The sequence below is a fragment of the Syntrophomonas zehnderi OL-4 genome (assembly GCF_000983115.1).
Taxonomy (GTDB): Bacteria; Bacillota; Syntrophomonadia; order Syntrophomonadales; family Syntrophomonadaceae; genus Syntrophomonas_B; species Syntrophomonas_B zehnderi.
This window is the reverse complement of record NZ_CGIH01000026.1, coordinates 132,393-156,582: the sequence shown is the minus strand read 5'-3', so window position 1 is coordinate 156,582 and position 24,190 is coordinate 132,393. Positions and strand designations below refer to the sequence as shown.

At 45.5% G+C, this 24,190-nt stretch carries 20 protein-coding genes; 7 read left to right on the top strand and 13 right to left on the bottom strand.

From position 1 onward, the window contains the following. Positions 1–17: 17 nt before the first annotated feature. From AAV90_RS07035 to metA, 6 genes are all read left to right on the top strand, one after another. Positions 18–506, top strand: a complete 489-nt coding sequence (locus tag AAV90_RS07035) for an MOSC domain-containing protein (protein WP_046497054.1) — start codon at positions 18–20, stop codon at positions 504–506. Further along, positions 482–1,402, top strand: a complete 921-nt coding sequence (gene nadA, locus AAV90_RS07030; RefSeq protein WP_046497051.1) for a quinolinate synthase NadA — start codon at positions 482–484, stop codon at positions 1,400–1,402. Before AAV90_RS07035 ends, nadA begins: the two co-directional genes overlap by 25 nt. Before the next feature lie 86 nt (positions 1,403–1,488). Then, positions 1,489–2,646 carry a cysteine desulfurase NifS gene (gene nifS, locus AAV90_RS07025; RefSeq protein ID WP_046497049.1) on the top strand — a complete coding sequence of 386 codons (1,158 nt, stop codon included), beginning with the start codon at positions 1,489–1,491 and terminating at the stop codon, positions 2,644–2,646. 13 nt (positions 2,647–2,659) lie between these two features. After that, positions 2,660–3,046 carry a Fe-S cluster assembly scaffold protein NifU gene (gene nifU, locus AAV90_RS07020; RefSeq protein WP_046497048.1) on the top strand — a complete coding sequence of 129 codons (387 nt, stop codon included), beginning with the start codon at positions 2,660–2,662 and terminating at the stop codon, positions 3,044–3,046. Positions 3,047–3,139: 93 nt separating this feature from the next. Further along, positions 3,140–4,432, top strand: coding sequence for a homocysteine synthase (locus AAV90_RS07015; RefSeq protein WP_046497045.1), 1,293 nt, complete (start codon positions 3,140–3,142; stop codon positions 4,430–4,432). A gap of 141 nt (positions 4,433–4,573) precedes the next feature. Further along, positions 4,574–5,491, top strand: coding sequence for a homoserine O-acetyltransferase MetA (metA, locus tag AAV90_RS07010; RefSeq protein ID WP_046497043.1), 918 nt, complete (start codon positions 4,574–4,576; stop codon positions 5,489–5,491). Between the two features lie 86 nt (positions 5,492–5,577). On the opposite strand, the gene AAV90_RS07005 is transcribed toward metA, so the two are convergent. The 13 genes from AAV90_RS07005 to AAV90_RS06940 all read right to left on the bottom strand — a co-directional run bounded on the left by AAV90_RS07005 (position 5,578) and on the right by AAV90_RS06940 (position 21,719). Next, positions 5,578–7,911, bottom strand: a complete 2,334-nt coding sequence (locus tag AAV90_RS07005) for an endonuclease MutS2 (RefSeq protein WP_046497041.1) — start codon at positions 7,909–7,911, stop codon at positions 5,578–5,580. Positions 7,912–7,913: 2 nt separating this feature from the next. Then, complete coding sequence (locus AAV90_RS07000; protein WP_046497038.1) at positions 7,914–10,409, bottom strand: U32 family peptidase; 2,496 nt, start codon at positions 10,407–10,409, stop codon at positions 7,914–7,916. Positions 10,410–10,581: 172 nt separating this feature from the next. After that, positions 10,582–11,550, bottom strand: coding sequence for a Nif3-like dinuclear metal center hexameric protein (locus tag AAV90_RS06995; protein ID WP_046497035.1), 969 nt, complete (start codon positions 11,548–11,550; stop codon positions 10,582–10,584). A gap of 46 nt (positions 11,551–11,596) precedes the next feature. Beyond that, entirely contained in the window at positions 11,597–12,268 is a 672-nt protein-coding gene (locus AAV90_RS06990) for a DUF421 domain-containing protein (RefSeq protein ID WP_046497033.1), read from the bottom strand. Between the two features lie 256 nt (positions 12,269–12,524). After that, positions 12,525–14,174 (bottom strand): DNA polymerase/3'-5' exonuclease PolX, encoded by a 1,650-nt coding sequence (gene polX / locus AAV90_RS06985; protein ID WP_046497030.1) that lies wholly within the window; start codon positions 14,172–14,174, stop codon positions 12,525–12,527. Between the two features lie 12 nt (positions 14,175–14,186). Then, the gene (locus AAV90_RS06980) at positions 14,187–14,456 is read right to left on the bottom strand and encodes a cell division protein ZapA (protein ID WP_046497027.1); all 270 of its coding nucleotides are present in this window, start codon (positions 14,454–14,456) and stop codon (positions 14,187–14,189) included. A 123-nt stretch (positions 14,457–14,579) separates the two neighbouring features. Then, entirely contained in the window at positions 14,580–15,251 is a 672-nt protein-coding gene (phoU, locus tag AAV90_RS06975) for a phosphate signaling complex protein PhoU (RefSeq protein WP_046497025.1), read from the bottom strand. Between the two features lie 17 nt (positions 15,252–15,268). Then, on the bottom strand, positions 15,269–16,030 hold the full coding sequence (gene pstB / locus AAV90_RS06970; RefSeq protein WP_198142828.1) for a phosphate ABC transporter ATP-binding protein PstB: 762 nt from the start codon (positions 16,028–16,030) through the stop codon (positions 15,269–15,271). 142 nt (positions 16,031–16,172) lie between these two features. Next, the gene (gene pstA, locus AAV90_RS06965) at positions 16,173–17,003 is read right to left on the bottom strand and encodes a phosphate ABC transporter permease PstA (RefSeq protein ID WP_046497019.1); all 831 of its coding nucleotides are present in this window, start codon (positions 17,001–17,003) and stop codon (positions 16,173–16,175) included. Next, the gene (gene pstC, locus AAV90_RS06960; RefSeq protein WP_084691502.1) at positions 16,987–17,928 is read right to left on the bottom strand and encodes a phosphate ABC transporter permease subunit PstC; all 942 of its coding nucleotides are present in this window, start codon (positions 17,926–17,928) and stop codon (positions 16,987–16,989) included. Before pstC ends, pstA begins: the two co-directional genes overlap by 17 nt. A 278-nt stretch (positions 17,929–18,206) precedes the next feature. Continuing rightward, complete coding sequence (locus AAV90_RS06950) at positions 18,207–19,067, bottom strand: phosphate ABC transporter substrate-binding protein (RefSeq protein WP_046497014.1); 861 nt, start codon at positions 19,065–19,067, stop codon at positions 18,207–18,209. A 209-nt stretch (positions 19,068–19,276) separates the two neighbouring features. Continuing rightward, positions 19,277–21,022: a two-component system histidine kinase PnpS gene (gene pnpS, locus AAV90_RS06945; RefSeq protein ID WP_046497011.1), complete on the bottom strand. Its 1,746-nt coding sequence runs from the start codon at positions 21,020–21,022 to the stop codon at positions 19,277–19,279. Next, positions 21,015–21,719: a response regulator transcription factor gene (locus AAV90_RS06940; protein ID WP_046497008.1), complete on the bottom strand. Its 705-nt coding sequence runs from the start codon at positions 21,717–21,719 to the stop codon at positions 21,015–21,017. The genes pnpS and AAV90_RS06940 overlap by 8 nt, the downstream gene beginning before the upstream one ends. Before the next feature lie 219 nt (positions 21,720–21,938). On the opposite strand from AAV90_RS06940, the gene pflB reads away from it, so the two are divergent. Further along, entirely contained in the window at positions 21,939–24,173 is a 2,235-nt protein-coding gene (gene pflB, locus AAV90_RS06935) for a formate C-acetyltransferase (RefSeq protein ID WP_046497005.1), read from the top strand. The last annotated feature ends 17 nt before the right edge of the window (positions 24,174–24,190 follow it).

Below are 24,190 nucleotides of genomic sequence, written 5' to 3'. Positions count from 1 at the left end.
AGCAGGAGGTCGGCATAATGAACCAGGAAAACGGCTATGTATTATCTGTTAATATATCCAAGAAACGTGCTGAAAAGAAACATAATGTTCAAGAAGCCTATCTTAAGGCTGATTATGGTATAGAAACAGATGCTCATAGCGGCAGTTGGCATCGTCAGGTAAGTCTTCTGTCACTGTCCAGTTTTAAAAAAATGCAGGCTCTGGGAGCTGCTGTAGAATACGGTGATTTTGCTGAAAATATTACCATAGCAGGCATTGATGTCTCTTCTCTCCCTTTGGGAACCCGCATAAGGATTGGGGAAGCGCTGCTGGAAGTAACTCAAATAGGCAAGGAATGTCACAATAAAGGTTGTCCAATTAAACAACAAGTCGGCACATGTGTTATGCCGCTGGAAGGTATTTTCACCCGAGTATTGGAATCTGGACGGGTACAATCCGGGGATAAGGTTATTGTACTTGAGGGGAAAGGGGAAAATTATAAATGGGAAAAGACGATCGGCAATTAATCCAGACAATTTTGGATCTGAAAAAGGAAAAAAACGTATACATAATTGCTCACTATTATCAGCGCGAATCTATTCAGGATATTGCCGATTTTGTAGGTGATTCATATTCTATGGCGGTAGCCGCCCAAAAATCACCCAGTAACACCATTTTAGTCGCCGGGGTCGATTTTATGGCCGAGTCGGCAGCCATTCTCTGTCCTGATAAAACGGTTCTGTCCCCTGAACCACTGGCCACCTGCCCGATGGCCAACAGTATTTCGGCTGCTGATGTTTTAGACTATAAAGAACAACATCCTGACAGCATCATTGTCAGCTATGTTAATACTCCGGCTGAGATTAAGGCGGTAAGCGATATCTGCTGCACTTCTTCCAATGCCGAGAGAATAATAAAGCGGTTTCCACCGGAAGCTAACATTTGTTTTCTACCCGACCAGAACCTGGCTGTTAACGTAGCCAATAGAATAGGGCGCCGGCTTGATTATTTTACTTCCGCCTGCCCTATCCACGCACAGGTAACGGAAGAAGATTTAGATGCAAAGTTACAAGCACATCCAGAAGCTATGGTGGCGGTTCATCCTGAATGTATACCTGAAGTCGTTTCTAAAGCTGATTATTGCGGCAGCACAGCTGGCATTATTAATTTTGTGCTCAATTCATCGGCAAAGAAGTTCATAATCGCTACTGAGTGTGGGGTTATGCATGCCATTAATAAAGCAAATGCCGATAAAAAGCTGTATTTAGCTGCGGAAGAATTAATCTGCCCTAATATGAAAAGCATTACCCTGGAAAAAATCCTTTACTCGATCGAACAGATGCAAACCGTAATTACGGTTCCGGAAAACATCAGGGTTGGGGCGGCTATGGCCCTGGAAAAGATGATTATCTACAGCTCTTAGCTTTAGACCTGGAGATTTTGGTAAGGTTTTATATCGGTCTTATTCAAGCAGGAATAATTAAGTACAAATTTTAGGAGGTGGCTTACGTGAGAGAGATCTACATGGATCACAGCGCTACTACTCCGGTCGACCCGGAGGTTTTTAATGCCATGATACCCTACTATACCGATAGATTTGGTAATGCGTCCAGTATCCATACAAAGGGGCAAAGGGCGCGTCAAGCAGTAGATCAGGCGCGCAGCCAAGCTGCAGAACTTCTAGGTGCATCGGAACGAGAAATTGTTTTTACCAGCGGAGGTACTGAGGCTAATAACCAGGCTATCATTTCCTATTTAAGCAACAACCCGGATAAAGGCAGACACCTTATTACCTCGGCCATTGAGCACCATGCCGTATTAGATGCCTTTCTCCACCTGGCTAAACGAGGATATGAACTCACCGTACTACCGGTAACTGCTGATGGACTGGTTGAGCCGGACATACTTAAGGCAGCCATGAAGCCGACTACTGCCTTGGTCAGTATCATGCATGCCAATAATGAAGTTGGTACTATACAACCTATTAAGGAATTGGCGGCTGTTGCTCATGCAGGCGGAGCAGTTTTTCATACCGATGCGGTGCAAACGGTTGGTAAACTGCCGATAGATGTAGAAGAAATGGATGTGGATATGTTAGCGGCTTCCAGTCATAAGCTGTATGGCCCAAAGGGAGTAGGTTGCCTGTATGTCAAGCGGGGGATTCGGGTAGGTAATTATTTTCACGGCGGAGGGCAGGAGCGAGGACTGCGTCCCGGGACAGAGAATGTGCCGGGAATAGTCGGTTTTGGCACAGCCTGTAAACTGGCACATATTAATTTGCCGGAAAGACAGACCCGCTTGAACAAAATGGGTCAACGTCTTAAGGAAGGCATTTTAAATAGTATTCCTCATAGCCGTTTGACCGGCCACCCGGTCAAACGTTTGCCCGGCAGTGTCAGTGTATGCTTTGAGTTTGTGGAAGGAGAATCCATCTTGCTAATGCTGGACAGCTACGGAATAATGGCTTCCAGCGGGTCGGCCTGCACTTCCGGCTCGCTCGATCCTTCTCATGTTTTACTGGCTCTGGGTCTGCCCCATGAAATAGCCCACGGCTCACTGCGCTTAACCTTGGGCAAAGATAATACAGAGGAAGACGTTGATAAGGTTTTGGAAGTGCTTCCCAATATCATCCAAAACCTGCGTGGCATGTCTCCCCTGTGTAATTAAAGGAGGGAAAGAAATGTATTCACAGAAGGTAATGAATCACTTTATGAACCCCCGCAATGTAGGCAGGATAGACCTGCCCAGCGGCAGCGGGGAAGTTGGCAATGCCGTTTGCGGTGATATCATGCATATCGATATAAAGGTAGCAGACAATATCATTACTGATGTTAAATTCAAAACCTTTGGATGTGCTGCCGCTATCGCTACCAGCAGTATGGTTACGGAAATGGTAAAAGGCAAATCTTTGCAGGAAGCAGAACAGATTACCAACCAAACGGTGGCAGAGGCTCTGGACGGCCTTCCCCCGGTTAAGATGCATTGCTCCAATCTGGCTGCCGATGCACTGCATGCCGCTATCGCTGATTATATGCGCAAGGAAGCTAATAAATTAGGGGTTAGTTAGAAATTAGAATTTTAGCAGACGCGGATTTACTCGGTTTTAATATCAAGTTTTATTATCAAATTTTTAAATAAAAAATATAAGGGGGAAATGTGGATGACTAAGAGAAAAATGAAATTTGATACTTTGCAGGTTCATGCAGGTCAACAGGCTGACCCGACTACTGGTTCCAGAGCGGTGCCGATTTATCAGACTACATCGTATGTTTTCAATGATGCGCAGCATGCGGCTGATTTGTTTTCTTTAAAAGAGCCCGGCAATATTTATACCCGTATAATGAATCCCACCAATGATGTTTTTGAACAGAGAATGGCTGCTCTGGAAGGCGGTTCGGCAGCACTGTCCACTGCCTCCGGCTCGGCGGCTATTACCTATGCCATTCTGAACATTGCCGGGGCGGGAGACGAGATAGTAGCGGCCAGTACTTTATACGGAGGTACCTTTAATCTTTTGGCGGTTACTTTGCCTAGATTGGGAATTAAGACTGTTTTTATAGACCCTGATGACCCTGATGGTTTTAACTGGGCAATTAATTCGCGAACCAAGGCTCTATATATGGAAACTATTGGTAACCCGCAAACCAATGTTATTGATATCGAAGCGGTCGCCCGCACAGCTCACGAAAATGGTATTCCTTTGATTGTTGATAATACCTTTGCCACCCCGTATCTTTGCCGTCCTATAGAATTTGGAGCCGATATTGTAGTTCACTCCGCTACCAAGTTTATCGGCGGACACGGTACCTCGATTGGAGGAGTAATAGTGGAAGGGGGTAATTTTGATTGGGCCGCCAGTGGTAAATTCCCCGTTTTTACCGAAGCAGACCCGAGCTATCATGGAATCAAATATTACGAAGCTTTAGGTCCGGTGGCTTTCATAACGAAAGCCCGGGTTCAGTTGTTAAGAGATACCGGGGCCGCACTCAGTCCCTTTAACGCTTTTCTTTTTTTGCAGGGTCTGGAAACCCTTTCTTTGCGGATGCAGCGCCATGTAGCTAATACCCGGAAAATTGTGGAATACCTTAATAATCACCCTCAGGTTTCCTGGGTGAATTACCCAGAATTGCCGGTCAATAAGTACTATGCCCTGTCTAAAAAGTATCTGCCCCGGGGGGCAGGGTCAATATTCACTTTCGGGATTAAAGGTGGCCTGGAAGCCGGCCGCAATTTCATTAACAATCTGGAATTATTCTCGCTGTTGGCTAATGTGGGTGATGCCAAATCACTCGTGATACATCCTGCCAGCACTACCCATTCCCAGTTGTCCGCGGATGAACTGCGCTCGGTTGGGATTACCGGGGAAACGATCAGGCTTTCCATCGGACTGGAAGATGTTGATGATCTTATTTACGATCTCGACCAGGCCTTTGCCAAGACCAAATCAGTTTAGATTTAAAGTACCCCGAGCCACTGTTGATTGGGAAATTTAATGCATTGTCACCATAGTTAATAAAAAGTAATAAAGAATTTAGATAATGAAATATACCGAATCAGAACTAAGCAAAGTATTAAACCAGGATGTGATTTGAAAATGCCCATTAATATACCAAATGATTTGCCGGCGGCCGATATATTAAGCAAGGAAAATATCTTTATAATGCACGAAAAACGCGCCTTACATCAGGACATACGGCCATTGCGTATCGTGATTTTAAATTTAATGCCACTAAAAATTGCTACCGAAACGCAGCTCCTGCGTTTACTGGGCAACTCCCCCCTGCAGGTTGACATTGTCTTATTGCATCCGCAGAGCCATGCTGCCCGCAATACACCAGAAGATCACCTAGCCAGATTTTACACCACTTTTAGCGCTATAAAAGGGCAGAATTTTGACGGTATGATCATAACCGGTGCGCCGATTGAACATTTGGAGTTTGACAAGTGGTCTTACTGGGAGGAATTAAAAGCCATAATGGATTGGAGCCTGCATCATGTATATTCCACTTTTCATATTTGTGTGGGAGCACAAGCCGGACTGTATCACCATTACGGAGTTAAAAAGTATATTTTGGAGCGGAAAATGTTTGGGGTTTACCCGCACACGGTTAACAAATCCCACGTTAAACTATTACGTGGCTTTGATGATGTATTTTATGCTCCCCATTCTCGTCATGCCGAAATACGTAAGGCTGATATAGAACGGATTCCTGACCTGGAAATACTATCGGAATCAGCAGAAGCCGGGGTCTATATCGTTATCCGTAAGGATGGACGCCAGATTTTTGTAACCGGGCACTCCGAATATGACCCCCTGACTCTTAAAAACGAGTATGACCGGGATATAAGCAGGGGCTTAAACACAGCTGTCCCGTGCGGCTATTTTCCCCATGACAATCCGGCCCTGCCGCCAGTGGTTAAGTGGAGAAGCCATGCTAACCTCCTGTTCTCCAATTGGCTAAATTACTATGTATACCAGGAAACCCCCTATGACCTGGATGAATTGACTTAATCGCGTCTTGAAGGATTAAGATACGGAAATGGGTTATTCCCCGCTTTTTCCTCACTTTTCAAAGCTGTCGGGGTTTGGTGTCCATATTATCTCAAGGTTATTACGGTAACTCCGAAACCGCCTTCTTCGCGTGCACCGTCCCGATACTCTTTTACATAGGGGTGGTTTTTCAGGTGAGTTTGCACCGCATGGCGCAGTGCTCCAGTGCCTTTGCCGTGAATGATTCTTACCCGTTCGATACCTACCAGTACTGCGTCATCTAAATATTTTTCCAAATCCTTAAGGGCATCTTCTGCGTATTTACCGCGCAGATCCAGCTCCGGGGAAATAGTATTGGCCTTGTCGGCAAAAGTCTGATTACGCTGGCGGGTAGGTTTTTCTTCCTTTGCCTTGGCTAAGGCAAGCTGGTCACGTTTGACTGTAAGACGTATACTTCCCAGTTGTACAACTACCTCATCCTGATCATCGGGATTTTCTAAAACGTAACCTAGCTGATTGATGTTTTTAACCTTAACATAATCTCCCGCCTTTATCGTCTGTCCGTCAGGAACCGTTTCCTGACTGGGCAATTCTACCACCAGTTCACGAATCTTTTTGCGTTTTTGTTCTATCTCATGCCATTTGGGCGGCTGTTCTTTATCTTTTAGCATCTCTTTTAATTCGTCAACGGCTTCATTGGCTTCTCGCTTGATGACCCGGACATATGTATCAGCTTCCTGACGGGCCTTTCTGATGATTTCGTTTTTTTCCGCATATAATTTTTCTCTTTCCAGCTCCAATGCGGCTCGTTGTTCAGACAAATCCCTTTGAGCCTGCTCCAGTTCGCGGTTGTTAGCTTCAAAATGATATTGACTTTCTTTCAGCTGACGAATCATAGCTGAAATTTCCCTTTCCCGCTGGGGTACCAGATGGCGGGCCCGCTGCACCAGTTCAGCATCCAATCCCAGCCGAGAGGCAATAGCAAAAGCATTGCTCTGACCAGGTGTGCCAATGGTCAACTCATAGGTAGGCATCAGGGTTACCGGGTCAAATTCCACACAGGCATTTTCAACCCGCTCATTCTGATAGGCAAATGTTTTTAATTCACTTTGATGGGTGGTTACAATAACCCGGGCATTCAGGATTTTCATCCTTTCCAGTATGGCGCTGGCTAAAGCGGCACCCTCATGCGGGTCAGTACCGGCCCCCAATTCATCCAGCAACACCAGGGAGCCGTCCCCAACCTGTTTGAGAATACTTATGATATTATGCATATGGGAGGAAAAGGTGCTAAGCGATTGCTCAATGCTCTGTTCATCTCCGATATCAACATGGATATTTTTAAAAACAGATATCTCGCTGTTTTCCCGGGCCGGAATAAACAGGCCGCACATGGCCATAGCACTCAGCAGTCCAGTCGTCTTTAATACCACCGTTTTACCTCCGGTGTTGGGGCCGGTTATAACCAGAATATCAAAATATTTGCCCAAAGTGATGTTTACCGGTATCGCCTGCTTGCCCAGCAAAGGGTGGCGGGCTTTCTGCAAATCAATAATTCCCCGGTTATTGACCTGGGGACGGAAGGCGCTCATATTATAAGCCAGGTTGCCCCGTGCAAAAATAAGATCGAGTTCCTCCAGCAATTCAAGATTGACCAGCAGTTCATCGGCAAAAACAGCCACCGCCGCGCTGAGCTCTCTTAATATGCGCTCCACTTCTCTTTGTTCTTCAATCTGCAGGCTTTTGATTTTATTATTATGTTCAACGACCGGCAACGGTTCAATAAAAACTGTGGCTCCGCTGGCAGATTCATCATGGACAATTCCTTTTACCTCATGGCGGTATTCTTGTTTAACCGGTACTACGTAACGCCCGGCTCTCTCGGTAACGAGGGCATCCTGCAGCAGGGTCTGATTGTTGCCAGAACGGATAAAGTTCTGTAAATAATCCTTTATCCGCTGACGGCTCGTTTCTATCTGTTTCCTAATGCTCTTTAAAGCCAATGATGCATCATCACGGACTACCCCGTCCTCATTGATCATATCGTTGAGCTTCTTTTCCAGTTCTTTGTTTTCCATAATACCGGAGCTGATATTTTTTAATATCCTGACTGAATCTTCATCGGTATATTTTATGGCCAGTCGGGATGCCCGCAGCAGATGGTAAATGTCCAATAACTCATGGGGATTAAGTATACCGGCCACGCGGGCCTTTTTTAAATGCCTGTCGGCAGGACTAAGGGAACTTAAAAAGCTGGGCTCGCCAAAGCGCAGCAGTTCCATGGCTTCTTCCGTTTCATCCAGACGCATTTGCACCAGTTCAAGATCGGCTGAGGGCAGCATGGCCATGATTTTTTGGCGGCCGCCTTCCGAATAGGCCAAATCGGCCAGCATCGACTGTATTTTATCAAACTCCAGCTTGTTTAAAGTTTCTTTGTTCATAATTAAATGACCCCTCGATAATAATGACACTTGGTAAATGGCTGACCCAAGGCAGCCAGTTCATTTTTGTACCTGTTTAAATCAGGCTCACCTTCAGCCAGCAATATATTTATGGCCTGCCGATAGGTTTTAACCGTTTGAGACAGTTGGTCATCTTGCATCAGCCGAGCCTCAATACGAAGGCTGTGCGGCCGCAGAGATATAATCCGGGCTAAATCCTCGATCATACAAAGGGTGCGGGAATTAAACACATGAAATCGGCAATCAGCATCGACTACTGCCGGAAACTGATATGATTTGGCATCCTGCAGGTAAAAGGTATCCTTGGAGCAAGGGGCCGTGCATTTTTCTCTATCTCCCCCCAGGGTGGCTCCCAAAACGCAATACTGTGCTTCCATTAACTGCAATTCCCCATGTATGATCATTTCTACTCCTGTAATGCCTTTAAAGCTATGCAACTGCTTAAAATTAAGTTCCGGAGACAGGCATACTGAACTAATCCCCAGTCCGCTTAAAAACTTCAGGCTGTATATATTAAATACATTTAAACTGTAATCAGTCAATATTTTAAACCCCTGCTCCAATCCCCAGTGCAGATCTCCCCAATTGCCCACCATGAGGGCAGAAAAATCTTCATCCACCATGCGGTGATACGAATATCGATCCTGGGGCAAGCTGATGCGGGGCAATACGGGTATCACCTGCGGTATGTTTTTACCTTGATTTAAAGCTAGCATCTCCTTAAGCTCGGATCTGGACGGCCGTTTGCGGCTGCCCATTCCCTCCAAACCCAGCAATACCTGGTCTGCACCGTTCTTTAGCGCCAGCCGGGCCTGTTCAACACTGCTTACTGCTACTGTAAGCAGGGGGGAGGTCTTGTTGTAGTCAGGGCGCGGATCATCGAGCAGGGCCTGCTTTTCCTGATTAAAATAATTGATACTGGTAACGGGCTTGGCATGCTTTAAAAGCCTTTTTTCAATCAAGCGCTCAAGTGCCAGACGGCGTACCTCGTTTAAATCACTGAACGGAAGCATCAGGCCGCCCTCGCCCTGTATCGTTATATTGCGCAAAACGAAGTCAGTATTGCCCATTCTCCCCAGTTTGTCGCGCAAAACTTCTTCATCCAGCGCGTATTTTTCTGCCATCTGCGCTGCCGTTTTAGTCTGGGCTTCCCCTCTATTGCCCTCGTCATCACATAAAATTAGGCGCAAAGGCTCCCCTAAGCCTACACTAACCGCGGCATCCACATATATTTTATGAGCCTTTTCATCCCGGATACTATGTTGCGCTTCGCTCAGGAGTTCTTCATCATGGGTTTTAAATACCCGATCCCCAGGAAAAACGCGCTCCTCCAACTGCAGACTGACAATATCGCCTGCGGTTGCTTCATTAACACGTTGTCCGTCAATTTGCATCTCTTCAACGATTACGACCGGGTTTTTTCCCTTGCCTACCCATACCACCAGTCCATCGCCAGAGCCGATCGCATCAGTCAGCTTGATCTTAACCATCAGGTCAGGTTTTTGCTCCACGACCCGGCCGACAAAAACGCCCCGGTTATTGGGCCGCCGAGTACTTAAAAAATCAGCACCGGCACCGAAAAAATAACCGCTGGAAAAATTGCGGTTAAAGACCTTCAATAAATTTTCCTTTATTTCCGGTTCCGGCCGTTGACCCGAATCTTCCAGCAAATCCAGAGCTTCTCGATAGGCACGGCTTACCACTGCCACATATTCCGGTCTTTTCATGCGGCCTTCGATTTTCAGGGAGCATACCCCAGCTTCTTTAAGCTCGGGCAGGTATTCTATCAGGCAAAGATCAGCCGGACTCAGCAAATATCTGCCATGGCGGGCGGGATCAAGGTTATTTTTGCCTGACCGGCTTTTGAGCTGGTAAGCCAGGCGGCAAGGCTGCGCACATCTGCCCCGGTTTCCGCTCCGGCCTCCTACCATGCTGCTGAACAAACATTGCCCCGAATAGGAAAAACATAAGGCACCATGGACGAAGACCTCCAGTTCCACATCCGGGTATTGTTCATGAACCGTTTTAATATCGGTATTCGCAAGTTCCCGCGCTAAAACAATACGCTTAAAACCCTGTTTTTTTATAAAAGCAGCCCCGCCCTCATTGTGGACTGTCATCTGGGTACTGGCATGCAAACGCAACTTAGGCAACACCCGATGGCAGGCTGCAGCTAACCCAATATCCTGGATTATTATCGCATCTACCTGACGCTGCTCCAGTGCATACAAATAGTCAAGCGCAGCAGCAAATTCATCGTTATCGATAAGGGTATTGACCGTAACATAGACTTTTTTATTATGCAGGTGGGCATAGTCTACGGCAGATTCGATCTGGGGCAGATCAAAATTTTCGGCCGACTGACGAGCACTATAACTTTTGCCACCTATATACACAGCATCTGCCCCATTTTTAAGTGCTGCCATAAAAGCGTCCCAATTCCCGGCCGGAGCCAATAGTTCCATACTTGTTTGCATAACCTCCAATTTTAAAAAATAGAAGCGGATAACGCAAGTTGCGCGGGTTTACGCGGTTTTATAGATATTATTCATCCACCCGGTACTCAATGTGCAAAACAGAAAAGATGCCCCCTTGCAGACAGCCCCGGTTTCGCTTGCCTAGTATCTTCTTCCGTCATTGCGTGCCGGTTTAATGCACCTCACTGCCACTAAAACGTTTTACGCGGATTAAGCCGGAGCAGGGAATAACGTCTGTTCCCCTTTTTTCTAATTCATCCAGAAATAGATTCATGCCTAAAGAATCACTGGCCATATGTCCGGCTACAATTACATTTATATTATTTTCGCGCGCCGCCTGACGATGTTTTTCGGTTAGGTGCATACAAATCATGGTTCCCACCCCGGCCTGGGCCAGTTTCTCGTAAGCTTTGTCTGCAGTAGCAGTTCCTCCGGAGAACTTCACAAACACTTTACCGGCGCGTCTTTTCATGTCTCCCAGAATAATGGCCGGGCCTGCTTTTAACTTACGTGCCTCAGCATATTCAGGGATGGTAAATAACAGATTTAAAATATCGTCCAGAGTCGAAATATTTGATTTATCCATCAATCTTTGCATAAAGTGAGCAGCCAGATTATCCGCTGCGGTATGTACACACATGAAGGGGAAATTAAGCAAGCGGGCAGCGTCTACAGCCCGCTGGTGATTAAACGGCATTCTGCCCCGGCGGACTTCGTTTATTCTGGCAGCCATAAGGCCTTCCCCAATATTAATAGGAACCCCCATTTTTTCCAGCATGTCCGCTTGCATCTGCATAACTTCATGCAACTGCGCATCGGCGATACCTTCCGGGTGGTGAGCCAGAACCAAATCAACCTTAATCCCCCTTTGGCAGAGACGGTCAGCGAGCAGTATCTCCGGTGTTTCCATATCGATACCACATAAAATGCTTTTTATCTCTTCTTCGCCCGACCCCACCAGAATTCGGGTATCATTATACGGATTAAAAAGGCATTCCTGATCAAAGTAGTCTTTTTCGTCTGCGGTCAAGGCCTGGTAAGCCTTTTGATTCTGCTCTAAAATTTTTTCCAGGTAGTTTCCCCGGATATCATAAGTCGTGCCCATTTGTACGGCCAGGTTGTAGATTTCTGATAGTTTCATAAGCTGCCCCCTATTATTATTGGTTTTTTTCAAATTATATCATATACTATGACCTGATTTGTTCCTCCAATAATGCCAGCTGCTTACTTAATTGTTCCAACCTGTTTTCGATATTGGTCAGACTATCCATCAGCTTGGGGCTGGCTTCTTCCTGTATCACCTGTTCCAATTTTTTAAACAACTCCCCGCGCGGCAGTTGGTCAATCGTTAGGACAGAATTGCTTTCTTGCGCCTTAATTCCCAGATCTTTGCGTTTAACGGGTTCTTCATCCTCTTTTAGAACAACACTAAAACCGCCACAGGATTCTAAAATAGCCCGTTCCACTTCATTTACATCCCGGATACCTTTTTTCCTAAGTTCCTGCATAAGATCATCGACATTAAATTTCTCCCGCAACAGATTTTTTTTTAATACCTTGCCGTTGTCGATTAACACAACCGGCGTACCTGTTAAAAGATTTGATAGCTTACCATTTTTTATGCTCACATAATTAATAGTGTATTCTAAAAAGGCCAGGGTAGCCAGCACGATAATCCCATCATAAAAAGGCATGCTTCTGTCCAGGGCCACAGAAATGACCGTATCACCTACCCCGGTCATAATCACAAAATCAAAAGGCCCTAGTTCCCCCAGAGCCCTTTTACCTAGCAAGCGTACCATAATCAGTGCCAAAAAGTACATACCGGCAATTCTTAAAGCAAAGCTTAGTATTTCCAAAAAAAAGCTCGCCCCCTTAAACATCCCCTGACTTAGTATTTCGCCTTCGCATACAAGGTATACAGCCACCGGACACCGAAGCTTTTTACTTATTTAGTTATATACTTTTCACGGGAATGGTTTACAGGGGGTCAATAAACCAAAATCCTCAGGCATACCCTGGGACAACAGCCGGCAAAAACGACCATCTTTTGATGCCAGGTTGGAGTTACGAAAGTATGATAGAAACATTAAGAATAAATATTATGTTTCATAGTTATTTGAGATATGTGGAGGTATTAATAATATCTTCTTTTTCCAGCCAGCCCCGGCGGGCGGTGATGATTCCGAATTGAATGATAGAGAGTTCGTTTTTATGGTGGGCATCGCTGTTAATGGCTATCTTAATACCCATATCTTTGGCGCGGCGGGCAATATCCTCATCAACATCCAGGCGATCGGGATGGGAGTTGATTTCCAGAATCTTGTGGTTGCGGGCGCTTTCTTCCAATATTTTATCCAGGTCAAATTCGTATCCGGGACGACGTTTCAGCAAACGACCGGTTAAGTGACCGATAATATCAACATGTTCGTTATTTATGGCCTTAACAAGTCTCTGGGTCTGGGCTTTTTTATCAAGGTTAAATGCTGAATGAATGGAGGCTACAACGATATCAAGCCCTGCCAGCACGTCATCCGGCAGATCTAAGCTGCCATCTTTTAATATATCTACTTCGATTCCTTTTAATAGGCGAAAATCATCCCATTTTCGGTTTAACCGGTCTATCTGCTCCCCTTGCAGGAGCAGTTTCTCTGGAGACAGACCTGAACTTACCGTCAGGGAACGGGAATGGTCGGTTATCGCCAGGTATTCATAATTGAGGGCTCGGGCGGCCTCAGCCATTTCTTCCAGACTGTTCTTGCCATCACTCCAATCCGTGTGGACATGCAGATCTCCCTTTATATGATGTAATTCAAGCCTGGCGGGGAGGCTGCTTGTTTGAGCCGCTTCCACTTCGCCGCGGTTCTCCCTGAGTTCCGGCGGGATATAATCCATATTAAAGCGTTTATAGAGTTCCTCTTCACTGGCGACTCCCCGCAATAGATCAGGCTTAACATTATCCAGCAAGACCCGGCAATGTTCTTTGGAACCGGTTGTCCAAAACAAAGCCTGAACATACTCTTGCGGCTCAACGATTATCACTTCAAAGGGCAGACCGGTTTTTAGTATTCCAGTTACATGGCCGGATTCATCCAGTTTTATAACTTTAATCCAAGGGTAATCGCGCAGGTATTTTCTAACCGCTGCTTCATCCCGGCTGGCAACCAGTATATCCAGATCGCCTACCAGGGATTTGCCCCTGCGCACACTTCCTACCGGGCTAAGTTTTTCAATATTAGCAAAGGCCTGAAGATAATTATACAGATCCCGGGCAACCGGCAATGCCTCGCCCAGGGTCGTTTTATCTTTCACGCCTTTTAAATACTCTATTCCTTTGATAATCTTCTCTTCACTCTTAGCACCCATTCCGGGAAGGTTTTGTATAGTTTGCGCAACTGCAGCTTGGTATAGTTCATCTAGGGTGGATATGCCTAGTTTTTTATAAATCTGCCGGGCAGTTTTATGGGCAATCCCGGGTATAGCCAGCCATTCTAAAAGAGACGCAGGTATTTCTTTTTTTAGTTCGTTATAATATTGGCAGGAGCCGGTCTCCAAAATTTCTACGATTTTTCCCTGGATCGCCTTGCCTACCCCGGGGATTTGGTCAAGCCTTCCTTGTTGGTAGATGGTTTTTAAATCCTCATCCAGATGGTATATGGAAGAAACTGCGTTGCGGTACGCCCTGACCTTAAATGAATTATCTTCCTTTATTTGCAGTAAATCAGCTATTTTCTCCAATATTTCAGCCGTTTCTTGATTGTTCATAATTTAACCTGCCTACTTTTTTTTCTCCTCCTCCAATTTCTTTATCAGTTGGTCATAATCTTCCTGGAGTTTGTTTAATTCATCAGCCAGGTTAAGAGCCGTTAAAACGGCCACCTTATTGGTGGACAGGTTATGATTGCGCTGAGCAATCATACGCATCCGCCGATCCACATAAGCTCCCAGCATTTGCATATATTCAGGATTCTCATTTCCCCTTACCACATATTCTTCGTTGTAAATGTTAACTGTAACCTTGTTCACAGTGTTATTATTTGTCTCCATCACTTTTCCTCCTCTTCGGGAATTAAATAGTTATTTCTGCACATATAATTACTTTTCCTTCAAGGTGTTATTTTATGGAGGACAGTCCCCGGAGAACGTATAATTTTGAGTGTATCGGTTTGATTATCCATCTCTGGCCAGGACGTTTATATCTACCCGCCGTCCTTCCACCGTATAGATGACCATCTCGCCCAAGTTGGTGGCGTGGTCGGCGATGCGTTCCAGATGACCGGCCACTAATAATAAATCGGTAGCCTGGGGGATGTTCTGGGTATCTTGCATCATGTAGGTGAGCAGATCACGGAAAACCTGTTCATATAGTTCATCAGATTGTCTTTCTAAATCAACTAGGCGCATTGCCAAATTAACATCCGCGTCTATAAAGGCTTTTAATGCAATCCTAACCATTTCCTCAGCGATTTTAGCCATTCGGGGTATGTCAATAAGCGGTTTGATATAGGTTTGCTCATATAGCCGAATGGTTATCTCTGATATATCCTCCGCGTGATCGGCCATTCTCTCCATATCGACTATTATTCTAAGGGCCGTTCCAATAAAACGCAAGTCGCCTGCCATCGGTTGTTTCATGGCTATCAACTGCAGGCATTTCTTTTCTATTTCCAATTCCATGCGATCTATGATGTCATCACGACTGATTACTTCCTGTGCCATTTTCTGGTCTTTATCCACCAGAGATTTGACGGCTTTAAATATCTGTTCCTCCAGCAAATAGCCCATTTTCATAATTTCTTCTTTTAGTTTTACCAGTTCATTTTCCAGGGTATCAATAACCATCCCTATTCCCCCTCCTCTTAACCGAATCTGCCCGTAATATAGTCTTCGGTTCTCTTGTCACGCGGATTAACAAATATATCTGCGGTGTTATTAAATTCCACTAAATCGCCGTTAAGAAAAAAACCGGTATAGTCTGATATCCGGGCAGCTTGCTGCATATTATGGGTTACGATTACTATCGAATAATTACTTTTTAGCTCGGCGATCAGTTCTTCCAAACGGGCGGTGGAGATTGGATCCAGGGCGGAAGCAGGTTCATCCATCAGGATAACCTCTGGATCTACCGCCAGTACCCGGGCGATTACCAGACGTTGCTGCTGGCCTCCGGACAGTCGGGCCGCGGGACTGTTAAGACGGTTGCTGACTTCCTTCCAGAGATTTGCGGACTTAAGGCTTTTCTCAACGATATCATCCAGACGGTTTTTTTTGGTTATGCCGTGAATCCGTGGCCCATAAGCAACGTTTTCATAAATGGACATAGGGAAAACGGATGGTTTTTGAAATACCATACCGACAGACTTGCGCAATTCTACTACATTAACCTCATTGGTATAAACAGCCTGGCGGTCAAGATAGACCTGGCCTTTAGTGGTCGTACCCTCGATCAATTCGTTTAAACGGTTAAGACTGCGTAAAAAAGTGGACTTACCACACCCCGATGGGCCAATAAGAGCAGTGACTTTATTTTCTTCTATATCCATGTTGATCCCCTGCAAAGCTTGGAAGTTCTGATAAAAAACCTGCAAATTCCGGCTTTGCATTTTATATACCTTTTCCATGACATCACTCCCCAACTGTAATTTAAGGTAAATTGAATTAAGTAATTAATCCGCGTAAATCACCATTCGGGTTACAAATAATATGAACTTCGTTCATAATTAAGGTGGCTGTGTTAACGGTGTCTTTTTCTCCCCCGGCCTGCTAACGGGAAAGCCTGCGCAGGCTTAGGTTGGCTAGATAGTTAATAATCAGAATCAGTACTACCACCACAAAGGCTGTGCCGAAGGCTCTTTCCAGGGAAATTCCTTCCATGGCCAGCATATATAGATGTACCGACATGGTACGAGCCGGATCAAAGAGGGACTGCGGCATTCCCAGAGAACTGCCGGCTGTTAAGATTAAAGCCGCTGTTTCTCCCACTGCCCGGCCTATGGACAGTATTACCCCGGTTACTATACCCGGAAGGGCAAAGGGCAGGATCACCTTGCGGATGGTCTGCCATTTGCTCGCTCCCAAGGCCAGGCTGTTTTCCCGGTACTCGGGAGGCAGGGTCAGTATGGCTTCCTGGGCGGTGCGGGTAATGGTTGGCAGGATCATAATGGCCAGGGTTATCCCTCCCGAGAGTATAGACCAGCCCATACCCAGGAAAATAACCAGGAATACGAATCCAAAAAGGCCGAATATAATCGAGGGTATCCCGGCCAGGGTTTCGGCAGTCAGATTCACCAGCCAGGCAAATTTGCTGCTGCTTAAGGCATATTCCTCCAGGTAGACCGCTGCCCCTACCCCTATAGGTACGGCTATAACCAGGGCCAACAAAGTCAAGTACAAGGTGCTGATGATAGTGGGAAAAATTCCTCCTGCGCTGCCTGCATGTCTGGGTGATTCCAGGATAAATTCAAGGTTAAGAACTAAAACCCCCCTGGCTATCACATAACCAATAATACTGACCAGGATACCTACAATGATCAGTCCGGATAAATAAAACAATCCATAAATAAATCTGTCTTTTATACTAACCGCGCCCATCATCTGTTCCCGCCTTTGCTAAACGATTGATAATCAGGTTAAGCCCCACGATAAGTAAAAATAGTACCATCCCTGTAGCAAACAGGGCGGTCTGATGATCGCCGCTGGCATAGCCCATTTCCAGCACGATATTGCTGGTCATGGTTCTGATTGGCGCCAATATGCTGGTGGGTATCATGGCCGAATTGCCGGTTACCATTACTACCGCCATGGTTTCCCCAATGGCCCTGCCCATACCCAGCACCACCGATGTTATAATACCGGAACGGGCCGCTGGAACAATCACATATCGTATAGTCTGGAAATGAGTGGCCCCCAGGGCCAGCGAAGATGATTTATAATCATTGGGAACGGCCAGCAAAGAATCCCGGGAAATATTTATTATTGTTGGCAAGATCATTATTCCCAGGATAATAGCCCCGGCCAGTAAACTCATACCATTGCCTCCAAAAGATTCACGGATGAAAGGTACTATCACAATTAAGCCCACAAAACCGTACACGACCGAAGGTATGCCGGCCAGCAGGTTGACCAGTTGACCCAGCGTTTTTCCTATGCGCGGGGGAGCAATTTCGGCCATGAATATTGCGCTGCTCAACCCTATTGGAACCGACCACAGCATAGCTCCCATGGTTACCAGCAGGGTACCGATAAACATGGTGCCAATGCCGAAAAATCCTTTAGTGGGATTCCATTGATTACTAAAAAGGAAGTCGCCCAATCCGATTTTGGAAAACAACGGCAGCCCTTTGGCAAAAATAAAGATTGTAATCAAGGCGATGATCAGCACGAATACCGCCGCAGAGAGCAACAGGGTTTTTTCTATCAGCTTTTCCACATCTACGCGCCTGTGTCTGTTTTCAGCCACAATCAAAGAACGGTTTTTCTTTTCGCAGTTTGACAGACCCGGCTTGGTGATTAGTTCCATGATGTTGCCAGCTCACTTTCATTATTGCTAAGATTGTTATCTATATTAAAGATAACAAGGCAGTGTTAAGAGCAAACCTGGTATTTTTAAAGGTTTGGTTATCTTTATGTAAAAATAATGTAAACCCGCCTTTAAAGGCGAAAAAAATCCCGTACCATTTTCGGCACGGGAAGTACGGACGAACAGCTTAACAGATGTTTCCATGGACTGACTGCCTTTTTCCAGTTGGGCAGTTTTCAAATATTGTTTTCTGCGGCTCGGCCGGATTGGGGAAAAGATTATTTTATTTTGAAGGCACCTTCTTCAACAATGATATTTTGGCCTTCGGGGCTCAGCACAAAATCAATAAAGGCTTTAGCCAGACCCTGCGGGTTATCTTTGGTAATATAAATAAAAGGTCTTTGCAGTTTATAGGTTCCAGATTTAACGTTGGCTTCAATGGCCTGGTTTCCGTCAATATCCAAGGCTTTAATATCCTTGCCTACCTTGGACATGGAAACATAACCGATAGCGTTTTTGTCCCCGGCAACAGTCGTTTTCACTGCCCCGGTAGAGTTTTGGATAATGGCGCTTTTAACGATATCTTCCTTATTCATAACTATGTTGGTAAAGGCATCCCTGGTTCCAGACCCATCTTCCCTTGATACAACCGTTATAGGGGCATCAATACCGCCGATTTCTTTCCAATTCTTAATGTTTCCCAGGTATATATTCTTAACATCTTCCGTTTTCAGGCCGCTCACCTGGTTGGCCGGGTTAACGACTATTGCGACTCCATCAATGGCTATAGGTGTTACCGTTAATTTGGCACGGTTTTTTTCCTCGTCACTCAAATCGCGTGATACAGCTCCGATATCGGCCGCACCTGAGATGGTTGCTTCCACACCCTGACTGGAGCCACCTCCCTGAACATTTACCTTTACACCCGGATTTTTTTCCTGGAATTTCTCGGCCAGAACTTCGCTGAACGGCTGCACAGAAGTTGAACCGGCAATCGTCAATGTTCCTTCCAGTTTGGCTGTACCTTGGCCATCATCCCCGCTTTTGCTTCCTTCCTTTTGGCTGCATCCGGCTACAGCCAAAAGTAAAATCAGTATCATACCCACCATCACAATTGCAACATTACGTTTTCTCCTCATCATTAAACCTCCTTTTGATATTTCTATCAAAAGTCTACCACCCGTATGTAAAACCATTATTCCTCGTTTCTTAAGACTATCTGCCGGCTGTGTAAATAAAATGTAAATCAACCGGAAGTATGGCGGGCTTCTCCCGGAAGCTGAACTACGCTGCTTAAACAGCATCTCCTGTTATATGATTCTATTCTCCAAGCGGCATCTAATACGAATTATTTAAAAAGAGTGCAGGTGAATTTTGAGCCTTGGGCAACGGTACTCTGGACTGATATTTGTCCGCCCAGGTTTTCAAGCAGGTGTTTGGCTATTGCCAAACCTAAGCCAGTTCCGCCCGTCTTTCTGGTGCGGGCTTTATCAACTCGGTAAAAACGTTCAAATATTCGGGGAATCTCCTGAGAGGGGATCCCTATCCCCTGATCGACCACGTTAATTTCTACGCGATCGGCATAGTCTAAAACCTCTACCTGTATCCGCCCTCCCTTAGGGCTGTATTTGATGGCGTTATCCAGCAAATTACTCAAAACCTGGGAAATTAGTACAGGGTCACTGTCTATTACAATCCCCGCAGGAGGCGGAATATAATCAAAGCAGATATTGACAGATTGATGCTGCTGCTGCACAGCATTAAGCGTATTTTGCACCACTTCTCCAATATCAACAGGCAGTACATTTAACTCCATTTTTTCTGATTCCATCCGGGACAATTCCAGTAAGCCATTAACCAAACGATTCAAGCGCTGGGTTTCATCAAAGATAATCCGGCTGAATTCGCTGACATGATTGGATTTTTCACCTTCTTCATCCAGCAATGTCTCAGCAAAACCGCTGATCGCAGCCAGCGGGGTTTTTAATTCATGGGAGACATTGGCCACAAAATCCTTACGTACCTGCTCCAGCCTTTTTAATTCGCTTATGTCGTTTAATATAACCAGAATCCCCTGAAAAGCTTCATCCTCGGACAAAATAGGGACAATATTCATTTCCACGGTTTTCCCGCCCAGAATGTGCAGAACCTTTTCTTGACGAACCGGCTGCAGATCTTTTCTGGCCCGGTCAATGGCCGCTATTATTTCGTAATCATTTATGACTTCATTCTTGTTACGGCCAATTACGTTCTCCTGCAGTCCCAACAGAGATATCGCAACCGGGTTGATATAACTTATCCGGCCATCGCCGCCAACCATCAATATTCCATTTACCGAATTCTCCAGCAGAGCCTCCAAACGATTTTTAACCTCGGATATCTCATTAATGCCCTGCTCGATGGAATCTGCCATACGATTGTAAGACTCAGCCAGGATACTTAATTCGTCAATGCCCTGATAACTGACACGTCGGGTCAGGTTTCCATCGGCCATTTCCTTTATCACATCCGTAATATCATCCAGAGGCCCAGAAAACTTTTTAGCCATCAGCGAACTCAAAATAGCTGCCAGCACAGCAGATATGAGAAGAACCAGGAACAAATTGAATAAGATGTGTTTATTGATAGCGGTCAGTTCAGCCAAAGGCATGGCTATTCTGACAACACCGCCGGATGCTTGGGGAACAGCCACATACAGCAGTTTAACCTTTTCCGTAGTGCTATAGCGCATGGCTACGCCGACTTCTCCGCGCAGAGCCTGATAGACCTCCGGCCGGGACTTGTGAATCTCCATCTGAGTGGAGTCGAACTGGGAATCACCCAGGACTACACCATCCCGATCTATAATGCTCACCCGGGTTGCGTTGTCCCGGCTGGCCGTGTCGGCCAATTCCTGCATGCGCTGGTTATGGTTTGACTCTGCATATGCGACCATATCGGCAATCAGATAGGCTTCCCGGGTAAGCCGGGTTTCCAGATTATGCAGATAGTATTGTCTGAAACTCGTAAAAACCAGCCCACCGGCTATAATCAGCAACAGAATTATAAGAGCCAGATAACTGACGGTCAGCTTACGGCGAAAACTATTAAACATCTGAATTGTCCTCAAATCTATAGCCAAGTCCCCGTACCGTTTTAATATAGCGCGGATTTTTCGAATCAATCTCAATTTTATCTCTTATTTTGCTGATGTGAACATCCAGTACCCGGGTGTTAACCCCATCGGCATAATCCCACAAGATCTGCAAGAGGTATTCGCGTTTTAAGACCCGGCCTTTGTTTTTCAGTAAAACCTCTAACAATTCATATTCTTTTAAAGTTAAGTCCAGTAATTCACCGTTAAAGTAAATTTCATACCTTTCCGGTTTAATAATAAAGCTGCCGATTATCAATTCCGTATCTGCCGACTCACTAGTCATAATTGCCTGTTTTCTTCTTAATACGGCCTTTACCCGGGCACTTAATTCCCGCACGCTGAATGGTTTGGTCATGTAATCATCCGCACCCAGTTCCAGGCCCAGAACTTTATCGATTTCTTCGTCTCGGGCAGTCAGCATAATGATGGGTATATCAATATTTTCTTTGCGCAAATCCCGGCATATCTCCAGGCCGTCTTTGCCCGGCAGCATCAGATCCAGTACTATAAGATCCGGTTTTTCCTGAATAATCATCTGCCAGGCTTCATTTCCGTCCCCGGCCGTCAATATATTAAATCCTTCTTTGGCCAGATTATAGCTGATTAGTCTGACCAGGGCTTCTTCGTCATCAACTACCATGATTTTGCCATTCATTTAATCACTTCCCTGCTTGAAAATAATCTTATGGTATAAATTTTAAATGTCTTTTTCTAATCCTATACTTAAACAGCCAAAATATAAATAGTCGGTTGCTGGCAAGGAAAGATTTTACAATCTACATATGCGGAATTTACAATTCAATTCGGGTCAAACTAATAAAACTTAACAAGCATCCCGGCTAAGCGGGGACAATGTGAAGAAAGGGGCGCTTTTATGCAAAATACTGCTTGGGAAGGATTTGTGGCCGGACACTGGGTAGATGAAATAGATGTGCGGGATTTTATTCAACTCAACTATATGCCTTATACCGGGGATGGTACATTTTTGAAACCTCCTACTGCCAAATCCCTAGATCTATGGGATAAGGTCAAAAAATTACTTTGGGAAGAACATCAGAAAAACGGTGTTTTAAACATTGACACCCATACAGTATCATCCATTACATCCCATAAACCTTGCTATATTGATCGTGATCTGGAAGTAATTGTAGGCCTGCAGACCGATGAACCTTTAAAAAGGGCCATCATGCCGATGGGGGGCATCAGAATGGTACGTGCCGCTACGGACTCTTACGGGTATGAATTAGATCCAGAGATCGACTTGATTTTTACCCATTATCGCAAAACCCATAATCAGGGGGTATTTGATGTCTATACTCCGGAAATACGTAAAGCCCGTAAAGCTGGCATTATAACCGGTTTGCCGGATGCCTACGGCCGGGGACGGATCATCGGTGACTATCGGCGCATTGCCCTGTATGGAACCGATTTTTTAATAAAAAATAAAATAGCGTGCCTGAAGCAAATTGAATATGATGTGTTCACCGATGATTTGATTCGGCTGAGGGAAGAAGTCAGTGAGCAGATTACCGCGCTCAAGGAGCTAAATGAAATGGCGGAAATGTATGGGTATGACATCTCCCAACCTGCCCGTAATGCCAGGGAGGCTGTGCAATTTGTCTATTTTGGATATTTAGGCTCTATCAAGGAACAAAACGGAGCTGCCATGAGTTTGGGCCGGGTATCTACATTTCTGGATATATATCTAAATCGGGATCTTAAACGCGGAGATATCGATGAGGAGGCAGCCCAGGAATTGATAGATCAATTTTGCATCAAACTGCGCATGGTACGCTTCCTGCGCACCGTTGATTATAATGAACTCTTTTCCGGTGATCCGGTTTGGGTCACAGAATCTATTGGCGGCATGGGTATCGATGGCCGCACCCTGGTTACCCGTACCTCGTTTCGTTTTTTGCATACCCTTAATAACCTGGGATCCGCCCCGGAACCAAATTTGACTGTATTATGGTCGCAAAATCTGCCCCAACCCTTTAAAGAGTTCTGTGCCCAGACCTCCATCGACACCAGTTCGATTCAATACGAAAATGATGACCTGATGCGTCCCTACTGGGGAGATGACTATGCCATTGCCTGTTGTGTGTCTGCCATGCGGATCGGAAAACAGATGCAGTATTTCGGTGCCCGGGCAAATCTGGCCAAAGCTTTGCTTTATGCCATAAACGGCGGCATTGATGAAATGCTGGGGCTGCAGGTTGCGCCTGAGTTTAAACCTATTTCCGGTGATATACTGGATTACGATGAATTATGGGATCGCTACGACAAAGTCCTGGAATGGCTGGCCAAGACGTATGTTAACACTATGAATATCATCCACTATATGCATGATAAATACGCTTATGAGCGTTTGGAATTTGCCCTGCATGACTTGAATATTTACCGCACCATGGCCTTTGGGATGGCCGGTCTGTCTGTAGTCGCAGATTCTCTTTCCGCCGTTAAGCACGCCCGGGTTAAGATTATCCGCAACAGTCAAGGATTAGCTACTGATTTTGAAGTCTGCGGAGAATACCCGTCTTTCGGTAATAATGATCCGCGGGTAGATGAAATCGCCATACTGGTGCAAAAGACTTTTATGGAAAAATTAGCGAAACATCCTACTTATCGTGATTCAAAACACACCCTGTCGATTCTGACTATTACGTCCAACGTTGTGTATGGAAAAAAAACCGGCAGTACCCCGGATGGACGCAAAGCAGGAGAACCATTTGCTCCTGGAGCCAATCCCATGCATGGTCGTGACCAGAGAGGGGCACTGGCTTCCATGAACTCGGTTGCCAAGCTGCCCTACCGTTATGCCTTGGACGGCATCTCCTATACTTTTTCCATTATTCCTAAGGCCCTAGGCCGGGAAATCAAGGAACGTCCCCGCAACTTAAGGTCTTTGCTGGATGGTTATTTTGCCAGCGGAGGCCACCATATTAATGTCAATGTTTTAGAACGGGAAATATTGGAAGATGCCATTGAACATCCGGAGAAATATCCGCAGCTAACTATCCGGGTATCAGGTTACGCAGTAAACTTTATAAAACTCACCCGTGAACAGCAATTGGATGTAATCAACCGAACCTTCCATACTATTGTGTAAGATATAAATCGTTTTAG

What these genes read in the sequence shown, in the direction of transcription:
- AAV90_RS06940 (WP_046497008.1), bottom strand. Translation starts at nt 21,719, where the DNA reads ATGAATGGCAAAATCATGGTAGTTGATGACGAAGAAGCCCTGGTCAGA.
- pstC (WP_084691502.1), bottom strand. Translation starts at nt 17,928, where the DNA reads ATGGAACTAATCACCAAGCCGGGTCTGTCAAACTGCGAAAAGAAAAAC.
- polX (WP_046497030.1), bottom strand. Translation starts at nt 14,174, where the DNA reads ATGAACAATCAAGAAACGGCTGAAATATTGGAGAAAATAGCTGATTTA.
- AAV90_RS07015 (WP_046497045.1), top strand. Translation starts at nt 3,140, where the DNA reads ATGACTAAGAGAAAAATGAAATTTGATACTTTGCAGGTTCATGCAGGT.
- AAV90_RS07035 (WP_046497054.1), top strand. Translation starts at nt 18, where the DNA reads ATGAACCAGGAAAACGGCTATGTATTATCTGTTAATATATCCAAGAAA.
- nifU (WP_046497048.1), top strand. Translation starts at nt 2,660, where the DNA reads ATGTATTCACAGAAGGTAATGAATCACTTTATGAACCCCCGCAATGTA.
- AAV90_RS07005 (WP_046497041.1), bottom strand. Translation starts at nt 7,911, where the DNA reads ATGAACAAAGAAACTTTAAACAAGCTGGAGTTTGATAAAATACAGTCG.
- metA (WP_046497043.1), top strand. Translation starts at nt 4,574, where the DNA reads ATGCCCATTAATATACCAAATGATTTGCCGGCGGCCGATATATTAAGC.
- pflB (WP_046497005.1), top strand. Translation starts at nt 21,939, where the DNA reads ATGCAAAATACTGCTTGGGAAGGATTTGTGGCCGGACACTGGGTAGAT.
- AAV90_RS06980 (WP_046497027.1), bottom strand. Translation starts at nt 14,456, where the DNA reads ATGGAGACAAATAATAACACTGTGAACAAGGTTACAGTTAACATTTAC.
- AAV90_RS07000 (WP_046497038.1), bottom strand. Translation starts at nt 10,409, where the DNA reads ATGCAAACAAGTATGGAACTATTGGCTCCGGCCGGGAATTGGGACGCT.
- pstB (WP_198142828.1), bottom strand. Translation starts at nt 16,030, where the DNA reads ATGGAAAAGGTATATAAAATGCAAAGCCGGAATTTGCAGGTTTTTTAT.
- AAV90_RS06950 (WP_046497014.1), bottom strand. Translation starts at nt 19,067, where the DNA reads ATGAGGAGAAAACGTAATGTTGCAATTGTGATGGTGGGTATGATACTG.
- AAV90_RS06995 (WP_046497035.1), bottom strand. Translation starts at nt 11,550, where the DNA reads ATGAAACTATCAGAAATCTACAACCTGGCCGTACAAATGGGCACGACT.
- nadA (WP_046497051.1), top strand. Translation starts at nt 482, where the DNA reads ATGGGAAAAGACGATCGGCAATTAATCCAGACAATTTTGGATCTGAAA.
- pstA (WP_046497019.1), bottom strand. Translation starts at nt 17,003, where the DNA reads ATGATGGGCGCGGTTAGTATAAAAGACAGATTTATTTATGGATTGTTT.
- phoU (WP_046497025.1), bottom strand. Translation starts at nt 15,251, where the DNA reads ATGGTTATTGATACCCTGGAAAATGAACTGGTAAAACTAAAAGAAGAA.
- pnpS (WP_046497011.1), bottom strand. Translation starts at nt 21,022, where the DNA reads ATGTTTAATAGTTTTCGCCGTAAGCTGACCGTCAGTTATCTGGCTCTT.